The organism is Sphingomonas sp. OV641 (assembly GCF_900109205.1).
Lineage (GTDB): Bacteria > Pseudomonadota > Alphaproteobacteria > Sphingomonadales > Sphingomonadaceae > Sphingomonas.
In genome coordinates this window covers 823569-839158 of the sequence record NZ_FNZB01000001.1, presented here as the reverse complement: position 1 = coordinate 839158, position 15590 = coordinate 823569, and the positions used below count along the sequence as shown (strand labels likewise).

General features: G+C 63.4%; 16 protein-coding genes. 6 read left to right on the top strand and 10 right to left on the bottom strand.

What is annotated here, in order from left to right; all coding sequences use genetic code 11:
* Positions 1 to 12: 12 nt before the first annotated feature.
* The 6 genes from mltG to BMX36_RS03795 all read right to left on the bottom strand — a co-directional run bounded on the left by mltG (position 13) and on the right by BMX36_RS03795 (position 6064).
* A complete protein-coding gene (gene mltG / locus BMX36_RS03820; protein WP_066778584.1) occupies positions 13 to 981 on the bottom strand; it encodes an endolytic transglycosylase MltG in 969 nt (322 codons plus the stop codon).
* A gap of 84 nt (positions 982 to 1065) precedes the next feature.
* Positions 1066 to 2325 carry a beta-ketoacyl-ACP synthase II gene (gene fabF / locus BMX36_RS03815; RefSeq protein ID WP_093063725.1) on the bottom strand — a complete coding sequence of 420 codons (1260 nt, stop codon included), beginning with the start codon at positions 2323 to 2325 and terminating at the stop codon, positions 1066 to 1068.
* Between the two features lie 120 nt (positions 2326 to 2445).
* Positions 2446 to 2682 carry an acyl carrier protein gene (locus BMX36_RS03810; protein WP_046410516.1) on the bottom strand — a complete coding sequence of 79 codons (237 nt, stop codon included), beginning with the start codon at positions 2680 to 2682 and terminating at the stop codon, positions 2446 to 2448.
* An 81-nt stretch (positions 2683 to 2763) separates the two neighbouring features.
* Positions 2764 to 3504, bottom strand: a complete 741-nt coding sequence (fabG, locus tag BMX36_RS03805; RefSeq protein WP_093063724.1) for a 3-oxoacyl-[acyl-carrier-protein] reductase — start codon at positions 3502 to 3504, stop codon at positions 2764 to 2766.
* 78 nt (positions 3505 to 3582) lie between these two features.
* Positions 3583 to 4518 carry an ACP S-malonyltransferase gene (gene fabD / locus BMX36_RS03800; RefSeq protein ID WP_093063723.1) on the bottom strand — a complete coding sequence of 312 codons (936 nt, stop codon included), beginning with the start codon at positions 4516 to 4518 and terminating at the stop codon, positions 3583 to 3585.
* Between the two features lie 52 nt (positions 4519 to 4570).
* Positions 4571 to 6064, bottom strand: a complete 1494-nt coding sequence (locus BMX36_RS03795) for a hypothetical protein (RefSeq protein ID WP_218142132.1) — start codon at positions 6062 to 6064, stop codon at positions 4571 to 4573.
* 194 nt (positions 6065 to 6258) lie between these two features.
* On the opposite strand from BMX36_RS03795, the gene BMX36_RS03790 reads away from it, so the two are divergent.
* The 4 genes from BMX36_RS03790 (at position 6259) to rplI (ending at position 7974) form a co-directional block, all read left to right on the top strand.
* Positions 6259 to 6633 carry an RcnB family protein gene (locus BMX36_RS03790; protein WP_066778507.1) on the top strand — a complete coding sequence of 125 codons (375 nt, stop codon included), beginning with the start codon at positions 6259 to 6261 and terminating at the stop codon, positions 6631 to 6633.
* A gap of 142 nt (positions 6634 to 6775) precedes the next feature.
* The gene (gene rpsF / locus BMX36_RS03785) at positions 6776 to 7144 is read left to right on the top strand and encodes a 30S ribosomal protein S6 (protein ID WP_066778506.1); all 369 of its coding nucleotides are present in this window, start codon (positions 6776 to 6778) and stop codon (positions 7142 to 7144) included.
* Positions 7144 to 7368 (top strand): 30S ribosomal protein S18, encoded by a 225-nt coding sequence (rpsR, locus tag BMX36_RS03780; RefSeq protein ID WP_007403456.1) that lies wholly within the window; start codon positions 7144 to 7146, stop codon positions 7366 to 7368. The genes rpsF and rpsR overlap by 1 nt, the downstream gene beginning before the upstream one ends.
* Before the next feature lie 12 nt (positions 7369 to 7380).
* Positions 7381 to 7974, top strand: coding sequence for a 50S ribosomal protein L9 (gene rplI / locus BMX36_RS03775; protein ID WP_093063721.1), 594 nt, complete (start codon positions 7381 to 7383; stop codon positions 7972 to 7974).
* A gap of 273 nt (positions 7975 to 8247) precedes the next feature.
* Here the strand turns inward: rplI and BMX36_RS03770 are convergent, their stop codons facing one another.
* The 4 genes from BMX36_RS03770 to mutL all read right to left on the bottom strand — a co-directional run bounded on the left by BMX36_RS03770 (position 8248) and on the right by mutL (position 13383).
* Positions 8248 to 9981, bottom strand: coding sequence for an ABC transporter ATP-binding protein (locus tag BMX36_RS03770; RefSeq protein WP_371262791.1), 1734 nt, complete (start codon positions 9979 to 9981; stop codon positions 8248 to 8250).
* A gap of 297 nt (positions 9982 to 10278) precedes the next feature.
* Positions 10279 to 10758, bottom strand: a complete 480-nt coding sequence (locus tag BMX36_RS03765) for a MarR family winged helix-turn-helix transcriptional regulator (RefSeq protein WP_093063719.1) — start codon at positions 10756 to 10758, stop codon at positions 10279 to 10281.
* On the bottom strand, positions 10755 to 11180 hold the full coding sequence (locus BMX36_RS03760) for an organic hydroperoxide resistance protein (RefSeq protein WP_093063718.1): 426 nt from the start codon (positions 11178 to 11180) through the stop codon (positions 10755 to 10757). The genes BMX36_RS03765 and BMX36_RS03760 overlap by 4 nt, the downstream gene beginning before the upstream one ends.
* Positions 11181 to 11592: 412 nt before the next feature.
* Positions 11593 to 13383 carry a DNA mismatch repair endonuclease MutL gene (gene mutL / locus BMX36_RS03755; RefSeq protein ID WP_093063717.1) on the bottom strand — a complete coding sequence of 597 codons (1791 nt, stop codon included), beginning with the start codon at positions 13381 to 13383 and terminating at the stop codon, positions 11593 to 11595.
* 141 nt (positions 13384 to 13524) lie between these two features.
* Here mutL and BMX36_RS03750 point away from each other — a divergent pair, with 141 nt between their 5' ends.
* Both BMX36_RS03750 and mreC read left to right on the top strand, forming a co-directional pair.
* Complete coding sequence (locus tag BMX36_RS03750) at positions 13525 to 14565, top strand: rod shape-determining protein (protein ID WP_066782297.1); 1041 nt, start codon at positions 13525 to 13527, stop codon at positions 14563 to 14565.
* Between the two features lie 19 nt (positions 14566 to 14584).
* Entirely contained in the window at positions 14585 to 15520 is a 936-nt protein-coding gene (gene mreC, locus BMX36_RS03745; RefSeq protein WP_093063716.1) for a rod shape-determining protein MreC, read from the top strand.
* The last annotated feature ends 70 nt before the right edge of the window (positions 15521 to 15590 follow it).

The window sequence follows — 15590 nt, the reverse complement described above, 5'->3', positions numbered from 1 at the left end:
AAAGTGAACAGCCTACATCTCTCCGCGCGCACGGCGGATCGCATACCATTTCGCCACATTCGCGTTGTGCTGATCGAGCGTGTCCGCGAACACATGCCCGCCGGTGCCATCGGCCACGAAGTAAAGCGCAGACGTCTTCGCGGGATCCAGCACGGCATCGATCGAGGCACGGCCGGGGTTTGCGATCGGGCCGATCGGCAGGCCGGCGCTCGCATAGGTGTTATAGCCGTTCTTCGCCTGCAGTTCGGATCGCTTGATCCGCCTCCCAAGCGGCTTCCCCTTGGTGATCGGATAGATGACGGTGGGATCGGCCTGCAGCGGCATGCCCGTCTTCAGACGGTTGGTATAGACCGCCGCCACCATTCGCCGTTCGGACGGCTTGCCCGTCTCCTTCTCGACGATCGACGCGAGGACGACGGCTTCCTGCGGGGTCGTGACCGCGATCCCCGGCTTGCGCCTCTTCCAGGCAGCCGCAAGATAATCCGCCATCGCCTTCTGCATCCGGCCGACAACGGCCGCTCGCGTGTCGTTCAACTGATAGGCGTAGCTGTCCGGCAGCACCGAGCCCTCGCGCGGAACCGACACCTCTCCCGTGAGCCCTTCCGCGCGCATCAGCGCCTCGTGCACCAGAACGGAAGGATAGCCCTCGGGTACTGGAACCAGACGCTGGCGGACCTTTCCATCCTCAAGCAACGCCAGGATGTCAGCCGCACTGGCGCGGGCCGGTATCGCATATTCGCCGGCTTTGATCGGCTTGCCGCCACCGAACACGCGCGCGTACCCGCGGAAACGCAATGCTGAGCGGATCGCACCCTGCTTCTCAAGCTCTCCGGCCGCTCGCGCCAGACTTGCACCTTCCGGAACGACTACTGCCAGCGGCTTGCTCGCCGGTCCCTCTCCGGACCAGTCCCGACCCACCCAGAATAACAGGGCAATCAGCACCAATCCGGCGATCAGTCCCAGGCAACCCGCCTTGCGCATCATCTTACCTCAGGCGTCGCTCCGCCCCAAAAACAAAGCGGGCCGGATGGACCGACCCGGTCGAGACCGGGCCGGACGATGGAATCAGAGGGCCTTCATGACCAGCGAAGCGTTGGTACCGCCAAAGCCGAAGCTGTTGTTCAGCACAGCGCGCACCTGACGCTTCTTGGCAACATGCGGGACGAGGTCGACTCCTGCGCAATTGTCACTCGGATTGTCGAGGTTCAGCGTCGGCGGGACGATCTGGTCACGCATGGCGAGAATGCAGAAGATGCTTTCGACTGCGCCCGCGCCGCCAAGAAGGTGGCCAATCGCCGACTTGGTCGACGACATGGACAGCGAGCCGATATTATCGCCGAACAGCCGGCGTACGGCGCCGAGCTCGAGTTCATCGCCGAGCGGCGTCGAGGTGCCGTGCGCATTGATGTAGTCGATATCGGAAAGCGATAGTCCGCTCTTGCGCATCGCCATTTCCATCGACCGAAACGCGCCCGAGCCTTCCGGGTGCGGCGCTGTGACGTGATAGGCGTCGCCGGAGAGGCCGTAGCCGATCACCTCGGCGTAGATCTTTGCGCCGCGCGCCTTTGCCCGCTCATATTCCTCAAGCACCACGACGCCGGCACCCTCGCCCATGACGAAGCCGTCGCGGTCCTTGTCATACGGACGGCTGCCCTTCTCCGGCGTGTCGTTGAAGTTGGTGCTGAGTGCCCGTGCCTGCGCGAAGCCGGCAATCCCCAGCGGGCAGATCGCACCCTCTGCGCCACCGGCCAGCATGACATCGGCATCGTCCATCGCGATCATGCGCGCTGCGTCGCCGATCGAATGCGCGCCGGTCGAGCAAGCGGTGACCACCGCATGGTTCGGCCCCATCAGGCCGTATTTGATGCTGACCTGCCCCGAGATGAGGTTGATCAGGCGCCCGTGCACGAAATGCGGGCTGACGCGCCCCGGCCCCTTCTCATGGCGAACGATCGATTCGCTCTCTATGCCGGGCAGGCCGCCGATGCCGGCCCCGATCGAGCAGCCGGCGCGATACCGCTCGGTTTCGCTCATCTCGGTCAGGCCCGCATCCTCGAGCGCTTGGCCCGCGGCATCGATGCCGTACACGATGAACGGATCGACCTGACGCTGGATCTTGTGGTCGACCCGCTTTGAAGCGTCGAAACCATATTCATGGTCTGCCGGCTTCACCTCGCAGGCGATGCGGCACTTATAGTCGGACGCGTCGAAGCGCGTGATCGGCCCGGCGCCTGATTTGCCGGCGATGATGTTGGCCCAAGCAGTTTCCACGTCCGCCCCAAGCGGGGTGACGAGGCCAAGACCGGTGACGACGACGCGGCGCATTGCGCTACTCCATGAACGTTACAACGAAACGGCTCCCCGCCCTCTAGCCGTGGACGGGGAGCCGCTCAAATCCGTGGCCGTGACAGCGGCAGGCTCAAGGCCTTTCCGCCGCGCTCACGCTCAGCCCTTGTGCTCGTCGATATAGGTGATCGCATCACGCACGGTGGTGATCTTCTCCGCGGCGTCGTCCGGAATCTCCACCCCGAACTCTTCCTCGAACGCCATCACCAGCTCGACGATGTCGAGGCTGTCCGCGCCGAGATCGTCGATGAAGCTCGCGTCCTCGGTCACCTTGTCGGCTTCGACGCCGAGATGCTCGACGACGATCTTCTTCACGCGGTCGGCGGTCTCGCTCATATAAATTCCCTTTGTTTCATTCGGGGGGTTGTTGAATTCTGAACGCAGGTAGAACGGGGTGCGCCCCGATACAAGTCTGCTTTAGACCATCGCCATGCCGCCATTCACGTGCAGTGTCTGCCCGGTGACATATCCGGCCTCTCGTGATGCCAGGTAGACAACGGCTGCCGCGACGTCTTCTCCCTTACCCAGGTCCCCTGCCGGGATCTTGGTGAGAAGCGCGGTTTTCTGCGCTTCCGGCAGCACATCCGTCATCGCGGATTGGATGAAGCCGGGGGCGACGCAATTAACCGTAACGTTACGGCTGGCAAGCTCCTGCGCGATCGCCTTGGACATGCCGACGAGGCCCGCTTTTGACGCCGCATAATTTGCCTGACCGGGATTTCCGGTCTGACCGACGACGGACGTGATGGACACAATCCGCCCAAACCGCTGCTTCATCATCGGCTTTGCAGCGGCGCGCATGAGCCGGAAAGCGGCCTCCAGATTGACGCGAATGACCTGGTCCCATTCGTCGTCCTTCATGCGCATGGTCAGGTTATCGCGCGTGACACCGGCGTTGTTCACCAAAATGTCGAGGCGGCCACCCAAAGCCTCGAGCGCTGCAGGAACAAGCCCGTCGACAGCGGACGCATCTGACAGGTTCGCCGGCACAGCGACATGGTCGCCACCGAGCTGCGAACAGAAAGCGCTGAGCTTTTCCGCGTTGGATCCGGAGACGGCAAGGCGAGCGCCCTGTGCGGCCAAAGCCTGCGCGATGGCAGAACCGATGCCCCCCGACGCTCCAGTCACCAGAGCCGTCATGCCAGTGAGGTCAAACATCCAATTCTCCTGAATTCACACGAACCACTGCCACTTTCAGCGTAGCCTCCAAACGATGGAAGCGGCATGCTGCCTGCATCACAGCTCCTTGAGCAGGCCTTCGACATCGTCCATCGTTACCAGGCTCACCGCCGTCGCATCGGGCGCGATCCGCTTCACCATCGGCGTTAGTACCTTGCCGCCGAACTCCACGAAGGTCGTGACCCCCGCATCGACCATCGCCAGCACGGACTCACGCCAACGCACCATGCCGGTGACTTGTTCGACCAGCAGGCGCCGGATCGTGTCAGGATCGCTCGCCGGTGCCGCCGTGACATTGGCGTACACAGGAACAAGCGGCGCGCTGAGCCGGGCCTCTGCCAGCGCCTTTTCCATCGCGTCAGCGGCGGGCTGCATCAGGGGACAGTGGAATGGGGCCGATACCGGAAGCGCCACGGCGCGCTTGGCGCCATGTTCCTTGGCCAGCGCGATGGCGCGATCAATGGCGGCCTTGGCACCCGAGATCACCACCTGACTGGGATCATTGTCATTGGCAACCGTGCAGACCTCGCCCTCGGCGGCGGCGGCGGCAATCGTTTCCGCTGTGGAAAGGTCCGCGCCGAGCAGTGCGGCCATGCCGCCCTCGCCCACCGGCACGGCGGCCTGCATCGCCTGCCCGCGCAGCTTCAGCAGCCGTGCCGCGGTGGAAAGATCGAATGCACCCGCCGCACATAAGGCGCTATACTCGCCAAGGCTGTGGCCGGCGACGAAATCTGCCTTCTCGGCCAGCCGAACGCCGCCTTCTCTTTCCAACACGCGCAGCGTCGCGATGGCGTTCGCCATAATGGCTGGCTGAGCGTTTTCGGTGAGCGTCAGTTCATCGGCGGGCCCTTCGGCCATCAGCCGGAACAGGTTCTGACCCAATGCTTCGTCGACCTCGCCGAAGACCTCGCGTGCATGGGAACTAGCGGCGGCCAGCGCCTGACCCATGCCAACGGCCTGACTGCCCTGACCCGGAAAGATGAACGCTCGCATCAGCCTCTCCCAATTCGAAGAGGGGCCCGGTAGGCGCGTCAGGGGCGCGGGGTCAACCGCCGTGCGGCCGAACCAACACCATGTCCGCATTTGGCGCGAACATGCGCCTGGATATCGCATTCGGGACAAAGGGTTCCAAACCGAGCCACTGGATCACCGCCCCAAGCCGCGTCGGCGGAGATGGGTATCGCGCGATCACCTGCCCGGCCGGCGCCGAATCGGTCGCTGCAAGAACGAGATCACCGGGACGGGCGGGGAGCGACCGGACATTGGCTTGTCGAAGAAACGCCATCGGGATGTCCGCGCGAGCTACGTCGTTCGCCGCCCCAGCGATCGTGGCTTCGGGATGTGCCTCCGCGGCCAGCATCAGCGCCTCCAGCGACCACCTTGGATGTGCATTCCCGACGCTGATCAGCAACAGATTGCTTGCGATCAGAGCGGCCAGGACCAGCATTCGTATCGTCCGTGCGGCACGATCAAGCCAGATCGCCAGCATCATCGAGGCGGCAAGAGCCAGCAGCATGAAGTACCGGGGATTGAGCACCAGCTTCGTGTAAAGCGCCGATACGAGCAGAAAGCTGCCGATCGCCATGGCGGCAAGAAGCAGGAACGGGACCTGACGATCCGGCAGCATCCGCTTCCAACCCTGACCCAGCCCAGCGACAACGATCGCCCAGAACAGCAGGCCAAAGTCATCGTTGACGAACAGGACGAGCAGCGGATCGATCGGTGGCCAGAGCAGGAAGTTCCCCTCATGATTTGCCGCGCGGTCGATATGCTCGTCGTGATGGAAGGCGATGGCGTAGCGCCGCAGCGGATCACCGGTGAGGGTATATTGGAAGGCCGCTTCTCCCAGCAGAACCAACATGGCGCCAAGGCCACAGGCCATTATTGCGCTGCGCGGCACCGGACGCCCCAACAGCATAAGCGGCCCGAGAACCGCCAGTGCGAGAACACTCGTCTCCCGACAAAGCACGGCAATCCCGAACATGACGCCGCCAAGGCCGGCTCGCAGCAGCCCTGCCCGGCTCTCACTCGCCGAACCCACAAGCCACGCTCCGACGACTAGGGCGGTCGCCTCCAGCAGGTCGACGCTGACGGTGCTGGCATGTGCGACCACTACCGGGAAAGTGGCGGTGAGCAGTGCGGCGATCCACCCGGCCCGCGGAGTGTCTATGGCGGCGATGATGCCGCCGACCACCACCACCAACAGGATGTAGAACAACAAGGCAGTAGCCGCGAATGCCGCGAAGTTGTTGCCCATCACTCTGATCACTGCCGCAAAGGTCAGCGTCAGCGGAAATCGCGTCGACCAATGATCGCTGCCGGGGAACGGCGGATCGGTAAGCCACCGTATCGCACCCGCATGGTAAAGCGAATCATCGGACGCCATGAAGCCGATCCAGCCGATGAAGAGCGCAGCCAGCATGGTTGCGCCGAGTACCGCGATCCAGCCAGCCAATCGCAACCACGACGATGCGCCTGCACGCCCGCTTCCCGCAGTCGTGTACCGATGAACTGGGATCGTCTCGGGCCTGGTCTTCATCAGCGATGCCATAGGCTGGTGCAGTATAGAAATGCTTGCCTTGCTGAACCGCCGTTCATCCTGGTGCTGCCAATGCGACAATCTGAGACGAAATGGCGCGCCTGCCGCCATTCGGCAGCGACAGTTGAGGCCCAGATAGGTTCTCGACGGCGCGGTTCTTCCGGCGCCGGTGAGAAGTCCAAAGGAGTTGACCCATGTTCAGCAAGATCGTTCAGGCTACCATTGCAGCCTCGCTGATCGCTACGCCGATGATCGGCACCAGCGCACAGGCGCAGTCGCGTCAGCAGGAGCGGCAGGTCACCACGATCAAGCAGCGCCCGAACGGCACCGTGGTAAAGAAGACGACGACCGTTCGCCGTGAGAGCAACAATCGCGCCTGGCGCAAGGGCCAGCGCTTCGATCGCCGCTACGCCGCCAATTATCGAGTCGTCGACTATCGCCAATATCGTGGCCGCCATCTTTACGCCCCGCCGCGCGGCCATCAGTGGGTGCGCTCCGGCAACGATGCCGTGCTGGTCGCGGTCGGCAGCGGCATCGTAGCCGCCGTCCTGGCGAATGCCCTGCGGTAAGACTTGCTTTTTCTCCAGATCTGAGTAGGGGATCCGGCAGCACGGGCGGGGAGCATGGCCTCCCCGCCTTCGCTGTTTTGGACGACAGTCGGAGGGGCATGGCACGGGGCCATGTCAGCGATCGGCCAACGAAGGAAAGCACATGGCTCTGTATGAGCACGTGTTCCTTGCGCGCCAGGATTTGGCACAGGCGCAGGTGGACGCGATGGCGGAAGCCGTCACCAAGATCGTAGAAGATCACAATGGCAAGGTCGTGAAGACCGAGACCTGGGGTCTGCGCAGCCTCGCCTATCGCATGGTGAAGAATCGCAAGGCTCACTATGTGATGATCGAGATCGACGCACCGGGCGACACTGTCGCAGAGATCGAGCGTCAGCACTCCATCAACGAGGACATCATCCGCTACATGACCGTCAAGGTCGATGCGCATGAGCAGGGCCCGTCGGTGATGATGCGCAAGCAGGAGCGGGATCGCGAGCGCGGTCGCCGTCGTGAAGAGGAGAACGCATAATGGCCCGTCCCTTCTTCCGCCGCCGCAAGAGCTGCCCCTTCTCCGCGAAGGACGCCCCCCGGATCGATTACAAGGACGTGCGTCTGCTGCAGGGCTTCGTGTCCGAGCGTGGCAAGATCGTCCCGTCGCGCATCACTTCGGTGAGCGCCAAGAAGCAGCGCGAGCTCGCCCAGGCGATCAAGCGCGCCCGTCACCTGGGCCTGCTGCCCTACGTCGTTAAGTAAGGAGAAGAGCAGATGGACGTCATTCTGCTTGAGCGCGTCGAGAAGCTCGGCGGCATCGGCGACGTGGTGAAGGTGAAGGACGGGTTCGCCCGCAACTTCCTGCTGCCGAACAAGAAGGCGCTGCGCGCCAATGAAGCCAACCGCAAGGTGTTTGAGGCGAACCGCGCCCGCATCGAAGCCGAGAACGCGAACCGCCGCGGCGAGGCCGAGAAGGAAGCCAAGAGCTTCAAGGACGCATCGGTCACGATCATCCGCCAGGCGTCGAACGCCGGCCAGCTGTACGGCTCGGTTGCTGTTCGTGATCTTGTCGAGGTGTTGAACGAAGCGGGTCACAAGGTCGCCAAGTCGGCCGTTGTGCTCGATCGCCCGATCAAGGCAATCGGCGTGTACGACGTGCGCGTCGCACTGCACCCGGAAGTCTCGGTTACCGTCAAGGTCAACATCGCTCGTTCGCCGGAAGAGGCTGAGCTGCAGTCGCAGGGCGTGGACGTGATGGCGCAGGTCTTCGAAGAAGGTCGCGACCAGGGCGGCTTCACCGAGGACTATGACGCGAACGCCGAGCCTGGCGCGAGCGCAGAGGCACGCGAGGAGTCGGCGCAGGGCTGATCGCCCGGCCTGTCGGCTTGAGAGACAAGGCCCGCCCGGCACCTTGCCGGGCGGGCTTTTCTCTGCCCCCATTCCCGTTTGCAATCAGTTACCTCAACGACAGGTCGTGAGCGAACCGCTTGCTTCGCCGCTCAGGGTTGATCCGGTGACTTGACTTGCGCTTCTGAGCTCAGGTCGTGGCGGAACGAGAGACGAAGAGAGCAAAGCGCCCGAGATCGTCTACCGCTTAGAAGCTGATTGCGGATCTTCCCCCCTGCACCTCGCGTGCATGGATCAGGGCCGGTCTGTCCTGCTCTGCCAGGCGCTGCGCACCATCTGCTGCACGCGCGCACGGCTTCGTTCCGAAAGCGCACGGAGGCGCTCCCCGGCCGCCGATATGCCGGAGGATCGATCCATTCCCTCGACCTGCATGACCCAGAGCTGCCGGAACGCTCCGCCCGGTCGGCGCAGCAGTTGCTGCGGCGGCCCGTCCTCGATGATACGACCTTCCGAAAGCACCACCACGCGGTCGAAGTTCGCGACGGTCGAAAGGCGATGCGCGACCGCGATGACCGTCCGGTTCTGGATCAGCGCCTCCAGCCCGTTCTGAACTTCAAGCTCCGATTCAGAATCAAGTGCCGACGTCGCCTCATCCAGCAGCACGATGCGTGCGTTCTTCAGGAAGGCACGTGCGATCCCAATCCGCTGTCGCTGCCCCCCGGATAGGTTGGTGCCCCGCTCGCCTACGATGCTGTCATAGCCGCGCGGGAGGCGGCGGATAAAATCATCGCATCCGGCCGCCTCCGCGGCGCGAAAGACCTCCTCGTCATCCGCCTCCGGATGGGCGAAGCGGATGTTCTCCATCACCGAGCGGTGGAACAGCAGAACCTCCTGCGGCACCACGGCGATCGCGTCGCGTAGGCTTTCCTGCGTCACCGAGTCGACGCGTTGACCGTCGATCGCAACATGGCCCGCCTGCGGATCGTGAAACCGTTGCGCGAGCTGAAGCAGCGATGATTTCCCGGCTCCCGACGGACCGACGATGCCCACTTTCTGCCCCGCCGGGATCTCGAGCGTGAGATCATGAAGGACGGGGTGGCGCGGATCATAGCCGAATGTGACATGGCTGAATTCCACTCTGCCCTCACCCACCCGGAGACGCGCTGCGCCGGGAGCGTCGTTCAGCGTTTGGGGCACGCCGATGATGTCGAGCGTTTCGCGCAAATAGCTGAACTGTTGGCTGACATCGATCAACGCCATTGCCAGATCGCGCGAACCATGAAGAATGCGGAAGGTCATCGTGCTGATGATCACGACATCGCCCGTGGTGATCGCGCCGCTTGACCATCGCCCAATGGCCCAGATCAGCGTGCCACCCACGAATATGGCCAGCGACAGATCGTGCAGACCGCGCATCCGCTCGACAAAGAACCAGCCGCGGCGCTGTGCCACCGCCTCATCATCCATGAACTCGCGCAGCCGCGAAATCTCACGCTCGCCCGCGGCGAATGCTTTTACGACCCAGATGTTGCCGATCAGGTCCACAAGTTCGCCGCCGACGGTGCCCGCGTGCTCTGCAAACGCCTTGTGGTGCACGTGCCCCCGGAATCCGAGCAGCACGAGACCGATCGTTACGAAAACAAAGATGCCGCCCAGCACTGCCGCCATGATCGGGTCGATCGCCACGAAGATGATCATGGCACCGACAAAGGCGATCAGCGGTGGTGTCACTTCCTGCAGCAGCCGATGAATGATCGCGCCGAAGATACCGGCAAGCCCGGAGATCCGATGGCCGAGCGAGCCAGCGCGCTGGTTCTGGAAGAACGGCATCTGATGGCCGGTCAGGTAATCCACCATGTCCAGTCGGATGCCGACCCCAGAGACAACGGTGGCATGTCCTAGGGTCATCGCGGCGAGGCGCTGGAGCAGGCTTTCCAGAACGACGAGGCTCAGGAACAGGGCCAAAGCAGTATAAACAAGCGAGCGAATGCGATCGGCGCTCGTCATCGCATCGATCAACAGCTTCATAGCATATTGTACGCCGATGGAACTCACCGAGGCGCCGGCGACTAGCAAGCCAAGAAGCAGGAATATCCAGGGCCGCGCGGCCACGTAATGCAGCAGAAACCGCGTCGGACTGATCAGGAAGGGCATGGCTCGTCAGGAAACTGCGTTGCTCAACCGCACGGAACGCACGTTCAAGAGATATGCTGCGTGATCTGGCAAATGGCGGAGCCACGGCAATTGAAAAGCGCCGCGCTCTTGCGAGCTCCGCTTGAGCAACGTTGAATGTGGCATCGCTGGCGCCGTTGCGTCAATTATCGCTCAAGCGCCATCCTCGGAACGTCCCCGTCCGTCATGTTGTGCCAGGATCGCGACGAGCGCTGTGACACGCTCACGCAATTCTTCCAGGCCCGCCGGATCATAGCCATCCGCCATCGTATCCGGCACATGAAGCGCAGTCTCACGCAAGGCGCGGCCCTTTTCGGTTAGCGTGATGAGGACACGTCGCTCGTCGGCAGCGTCCCGGCGCCTATCGAGGAGCCCGTTGCCTTCCATCCGCTTGAGCAAGGGGGTGAGCGTGCCGCTGTCGAGAAATAGTCGAGCACCAAGGGCACCTACGGTCTGCGGTTCTTCCTCCCACAGAACCAGGAGCACTAGGTACTGCGGATAGGTGAGCCCCAGATTACGCAAAACAGGCGTGTAGAGCCGATTGATGAGGTTGGTGGCGGCATAAAGGGGAAAGCATACTTGCCGATCCAACCGAAGCGGATCATTCCCATTAACCGCCACCTTGTCACTCATCGGATCGCGACGTTCAACGTGACGTCCACGTTGCCTGTCACTGCGTTCGAATATGGGCACACCGCATGCGCGGCCTTGACGATTTCTTCCGCCTTCGCCTGATCCACGCCGGCGATGGTGACGTCCAAAGTCACGGCCAGGTTGAAGCCGCCACCGCTACCCGGAAGCAGGCCAACCTCACCTACCACCTCGATGTCACCATCCCGCACCCGGTCTGCCTGAGCACGGGTCACGTGAATCACAGCGTTTTCGAAACAGGCAGCATATCCTGCTGCGAATAGCTGCTCCGGATTGGTTGCGCCACCCATGCCGCCCAACTCTTTCGGCATGGCGAGCGAGAGATCGAGAATGCCGTCTTCACTGCGGACGGATCCGCTGCGACCACCCGTTGCAGTTACCTTTGTCGAGTAAAGCGTGCTCATCGTGCATCTCCGGTCTGTACGATACGGAGAATAGGTTGCGCACAACCATATTGCAATGGGACCGCTTTAGATCCTGTCACAGCCTAATGCCAGGCGTCAGGGCACCGCCACACACGCACCCACCACCGCGGCGAGTGGAATAAGCGCAAGAACGAGGGGCACGATCTGCTTCATGAGAAAAACCCTGGAGACATGTTCAACATACAATGCCGGCCGACGTCGAAAGTTTCCCTTGGATGAACGCGGGGGCTTGCTTGACATCCCGTCCACGCGAATGCGCTACCAGGCCGACGCGGCGAGAAAGCGACGAACATGCGTCGGCTGCTCCGATCGCTGTTCATCGCTCCGCGCGTGAGCCCACAACGTCCAGCCCGTCACTCGCACTACCATCGCATCGCTGAAGCGGCGTCGCTCACTTCCTGCCGAAAAGCTTCTCGATCTGCTCCAGCGGCATTTTGACCCAGGTTGGCCGACCATGATTGCATTGCCCTGAGTGCGGCGTCACTTCCATCTCGCGAAGCAACGCGTTCATCTCGGCAATCGACAGGATCCGTCCGGCGCGGACAGAACCATGACACGCCATTGTTCCCGCGACTGCATCCAGGCGCTCGCGCAGCGACAGCGCCTCGTCGAAGGCGGCCAGTTCGTCCGCAAGGTCGCGCACCAACCCCGAGGGATCTCCGCTGCCGAGCAAGGCCGGGGTGGCACGAACCAGCATCGCACGGGGCCCGAACCGCTCAAGCTCAAGCCCCAATTCCGCCAGTTCCGCAATCCTGCCCTCCAGGCGGTCGCAACAGGTCTCGTCGAGTTCGACGACCTCCGGGATCAGCAATGCCTGCCCGCTCACCCGCCCGTTGGCCAGCGCGGCTCGCATCCGCTCCAGCACCAGCCGTTCGTGTGCCGCATGCTGGTCGACAATGACAAGCCCGTCCTCTGCCTCGGCGACGATATAGGTTTTCGCGACTTGCCCCCTCGCCACGCCTAAGGGATGCGCTTGCACATCGGGGGGCAGGGCCACGGCAGGCTCTCCGCGTGCCTGCGGCGGAGGGGAGAAGAAGGTCGGGCGCTGGTCCCGCACCATGCTGCCGGCAAATTGCTGACCGACCGGTTGCCCCGCCTCGCCAAAGGGATCTGCGGTCACCAAGCGCTGACCCACGCCCGCGCTCAACCCGGCGGCGAACCCCGCCAGCACGTCCTCGGGCGCGCGTTGGACCACTCGGTGTCCTGCTTCATCCAGCGCGCGTCGCAGGCCGGAAACGATCAATCCCCGGATCATCGCAGGATCGCGGAACCGCACCTCGGTCTTCGCGGGATGCACGTTCACGTCGACCTGATCAGAGGGCAGATCAAGGAATAGCGCAACGACAGCATGCCGATCGCGCGGCATCATCTCGGCATAGGCGCCGCGGATTGCACCAATAAGCAAACGGTCCTTCACAGGCCGGCCATTAACGAACAGGTACTGATGGTCGGCGACGCCCCGGTGGAAGGTGGGCAACCCGGCGACACCGCCAAGCACCACCCCTTCCCTAGCCATATCGATGGCGACGCTGTTCTCCTTCAGCGCCCGATCCGTCAGCGAAGCCACTCGCGCCGGACGATCCTCGGCCTGCAACGCGGCGAGCACCCGCCGCCCATCATGCTCCACGGTGAAGATGATGTCGGGGCGCGCCATCGCGAGCCGACGGACCACATCGAGGCATGCGGCATATTCGCTCCGGCCCGATCGCAGGAACTTGCGCCGTGCCGGAACACGTTCGAACAGGCCCTCCACTATGACGCGTGTACCCGGGGGGAGCGCGGCTGGGCCCTCGGCGGCGAGAACGCCATTGTCGATCGCGCGACTCCAACCGTCAGCCCCTCGCACCCGGCTTTCCAGTGTGAGCCGCGCAACACTCGCAATGGAGGGGAGTGCCTCCCCCCGAAACCCCATGGTAAGCACCTGATCGATGTCGTCTCCGGGCAACTTTGAAGTAGCATGGCGCTCCACCGCGAGCGCCATTTCGTCGGGTCGCATTCCGCATCCGTCGTCGGCCACTTCGACGCGGCCGATGCCGCCATCGGCCAGGCGAACGACGATCCGGCTCGCTCCAGCGTCGATGGCGTTCTCAACCAGCTCTTTCAACGCGCTGGCCGGTCTTTCCACCACTTCACCGGCGGCGATACGATTGATGAGATGTTCGGGCAGGCGGCGTATTGACACAGCCCCGCCCCTAGCCCAATCGACGCCCTCCCGCGACCCCGAGATAACAGCAATCAGCGCCCAAGAAGCGGCTTGCGGCCGTGGCCGCGGGATGAATGGTGCAAGTCGCATGTGCGACTCGGGGACGGAATCTAGCTGAACATGGCCTTCTCGCGTTTCTTCAAGTTCATGTCGCATGACATGGCCATCGACCTCGGGACCGCGAACACGGTCGTCTATCTGCGCGGCCGCGGCATTGTGCTCAACGAGCCGTCCGTGGTCGCGGTCGAGACGATCAACGGTATCAAGAAGGTGAAGGCGGTCGGCGAGGACGCCAAGCTGATGATGGGCAAGACGCCCGGCAACATCGAGGCGATCCGCCCGTTGCGGGACGGCGTGATCGCCGACATCGACGTCGCCGAACAGATGATCAAGAGCTTCATCTATAAGGTGCACGGACAGCGTAAGTTCATGCGTTGGCCCGAGATCGTGATCTGCGTTCCCTCGGGCTCGACCAAGGTTGAGCGTCGCGCGATCCGCGATGCCGCATCTAATGCGGGTGCCAGCCGCGTGTGGCTGATCGAGGAGACCATGGCGGCCGCGATCGGCGCGGACATGCCGGTGACCGAGCCGATCGGCAGCATGGTGGTGGACATCGGTGGCGGCACGACGGAAGTGGCCGTGCTGTCGCTCCGTGGACTTGCCTATACCACCAGCGTGCGCGTGGGCGGTGACAAGATGGACGAGGCTATCGTCAGCTATGTCCGTCGGAACCACAATCTCCTGATCGGCGAAGCGACGGCTGAGCGAATCAAGCAGGAGGTCGGCATCGCAAAGCCGCCGGTCGACGGCGTGGGCGTCACCATCCACATCAAGGGCCGTGATCTCGTGAACGGCGTGCCCAAGGAAATCCAGATCAACCAGGGCCAGATCGCCGAGGCGCTGAGCGAACCGGTCGCTACCATCGTGGAAGGCGTCCGCGTGGCACTGGAAAACACGGCGCCTGAGCTCGCGGCCGACATCGTCGATCAGGGCATCGTGCTGACCGGCGGCGGCGCCCTGCTTCAGGGGCTGGACGAGGTGCTTCGCGATGAGACGGGCCTTCCCGTCACTGTTGCCGAGGAGCCGCTCACCTGTGTGGCCTTGGGCACCGGCCGTGCGCTGGAGGATCCCATGTATCGCGGCGTGCTTCAGAACGGCTGATCGAAGAAGGGCTTAGCGCATGGCGGCGTCGCAGGACCGGCGCCCGGGATTCTCGCGGCGGGCGCAATATTCGCTCTTTCTGAGCTACATCCTGGCCGTCGCGGGGGCGCTGGTCGGGGTGGTGCTGCTCGTTCTGTCGCAATTCAATCCGCCCGCCTTTGCAGCCCTTCGTTCAACAGCGACGGAGATGACCGCTCCAGTCTCCTCTGGCATTTCTGCGGTGGTCCGCACCGTCGCGGCCGTGCCCCAGACCATTTCGACCTATTTTCGCGTCCACAACGAAAATGCTGCGCTGCGCGCTGAGGTGGCCCGCACGCATGAAGCATTGCTGCAGGCCCGCATCATTGTTCAGGACAATCGCCGCCTTCGAGGATTGCTCAAGCTCCGCGACGTGACCGACAATGCTGTTGTAACAGCCAGGATTGTCAGTTCGAGCGCAACCAGCACGCGCCGGTTCGGCATATTGAACGCTGGTCGATGGCAGGGCGTTCGCCCGGGCATGCCGGCCCGCGGCCCCGATGGGCTGATCGGGCGCGTTGTCGAGACGGGGCCGAACACCGCGCGCATCCTGCTCACAAGTGATCCCGAAAGTGTCGTTCCGGTCAGGCGGATCGGAGACGGGCTGCCCGCGCTTGCCGCGGGTCGCGGCGACGGGTTGATCGACATCCGCTCGGTAGGAACGACCAACGCGCGCCTGCAGCCGGGCGATCGTTTCGTGACCTCCGGCACCGGTGGCCTTTACCGACCAGGGGTGCTTGTGGCGCGCGTGCTGAAGCCCGGCTCGGACAGCGCATTGGCCGCGCCCTTCGCGCATCCGGACACGTTCGACTTCGTGATCGTGAGCGCACCATTTTTGCCGCCACCGCCGCCCGCAGTTGTGCCGCCGTCCGTTCCCGGCACTCCGACTCCGGCGCCTGCATCTGTTCCGACACCTGTCGCAGGGGCCCGGCAGTGACAGGCGCCTCAACGCCGTTCGAAACGCCACTTCCCCGATCGCGCGCACGCGCGCTGCCCTGGGCAACAGT

Coding starts and splice junctions, on each gene's coding strand:
- rpsR (WP_007403456.1), top strand. CDS start 7,144: ATGGCCCGTCCCTTCTTCCGCCGCCGCAAGAGCTGCCCCTTCTCCGCG.
- mltG (WP_066778584.1), bottom strand. CDS start 981: ATGCGCAAGGCGGGTTGCCTGGGACTGATCGCCGGATTGGTGCTGATT.
- BMX36_RS03795 (WP_218142132.1), bottom strand. CDS start 6,064: ATGAAGACCAGGCCCGAGACGATCCCAGTTCATCGGTACACGACTGCG.
- fabG (WP_093063724.1), bottom strand. CDS start 3,504: ATGTTTGACCTCACTGGCATGACGGCTCTGGTGACTGGAGCGTCGGGG.
- mreC (WP_093063716.1), top strand. CDS start 14,585: ATGGCGGCGTCGCAGGACCGGCGCCCGGGATTCTCGCGGCGGGCGCAA.
- fabF (WP_093063725.1), bottom strand. CDS start 2,325: ATGCGCCGCGTCGTCGTCACCGGTCTTGGCCTCGTCACCCCGCTTGGG.
- fabD (WP_093063723.1), bottom strand. CDS start 4,518: ATGCGAGCGTTCATCTTTCCGGGTCAGGGCAGTCAGGCCGTTGGCATG.
- BMX36_RS03760 (WP_093063718.1), bottom strand. CDS start 11,180: ATGAGCACGCTTTACTCGACAAAGGTAACTGCAACGGGTGGTCGCAGC.
- BMX36_RS03790 (WP_066778507.1), top strand. CDS start 6,259: ATGTTCAGCAAGATCGTTCAGGCTACCATTGCAGCCTCGCTGATCGCT.
- BMX36_RS03765 (WP_093063719.1), bottom strand. CDS start 10,758: ATGAGTGACAAGGTGGCGGTTAATGGGAATGATCCGCTTCGGTTGGAT.
- BMX36_RS03750 (WP_066782297.1), top strand. CDS start 13,525: ATGGCCTTCTCGCGTTTCTTCAAGTTCATGTCGCATGACATGGCCATC.
- rplI (WP_093063721.1), top strand. CDS start 7,381: ATGGACGTCATTCTGCTTGAGCGCGTCGAGAAGCTCGGCGGCATCGGC.
- BMX36_RS03810 (WP_046410516.1), bottom strand. CDS start 2,682: ATGAGCGAGACCGCCGACCGCGTGAAGAAGATCGTCGTCGAGCATCTC.
- BMX36_RS03770 (WP_371262791.1), bottom strand. CDS start 9,981: ATGAAGCTGTTGATCGATGCGATGACGAGCGCCGATCGCATTCGCTCG.
- rpsF (WP_066778506.1), top strand. CDS start 6,776: ATGGCTCTGTATGAGCACGTGTTCCTTGCGCGCCAGGATTTGGCACAG.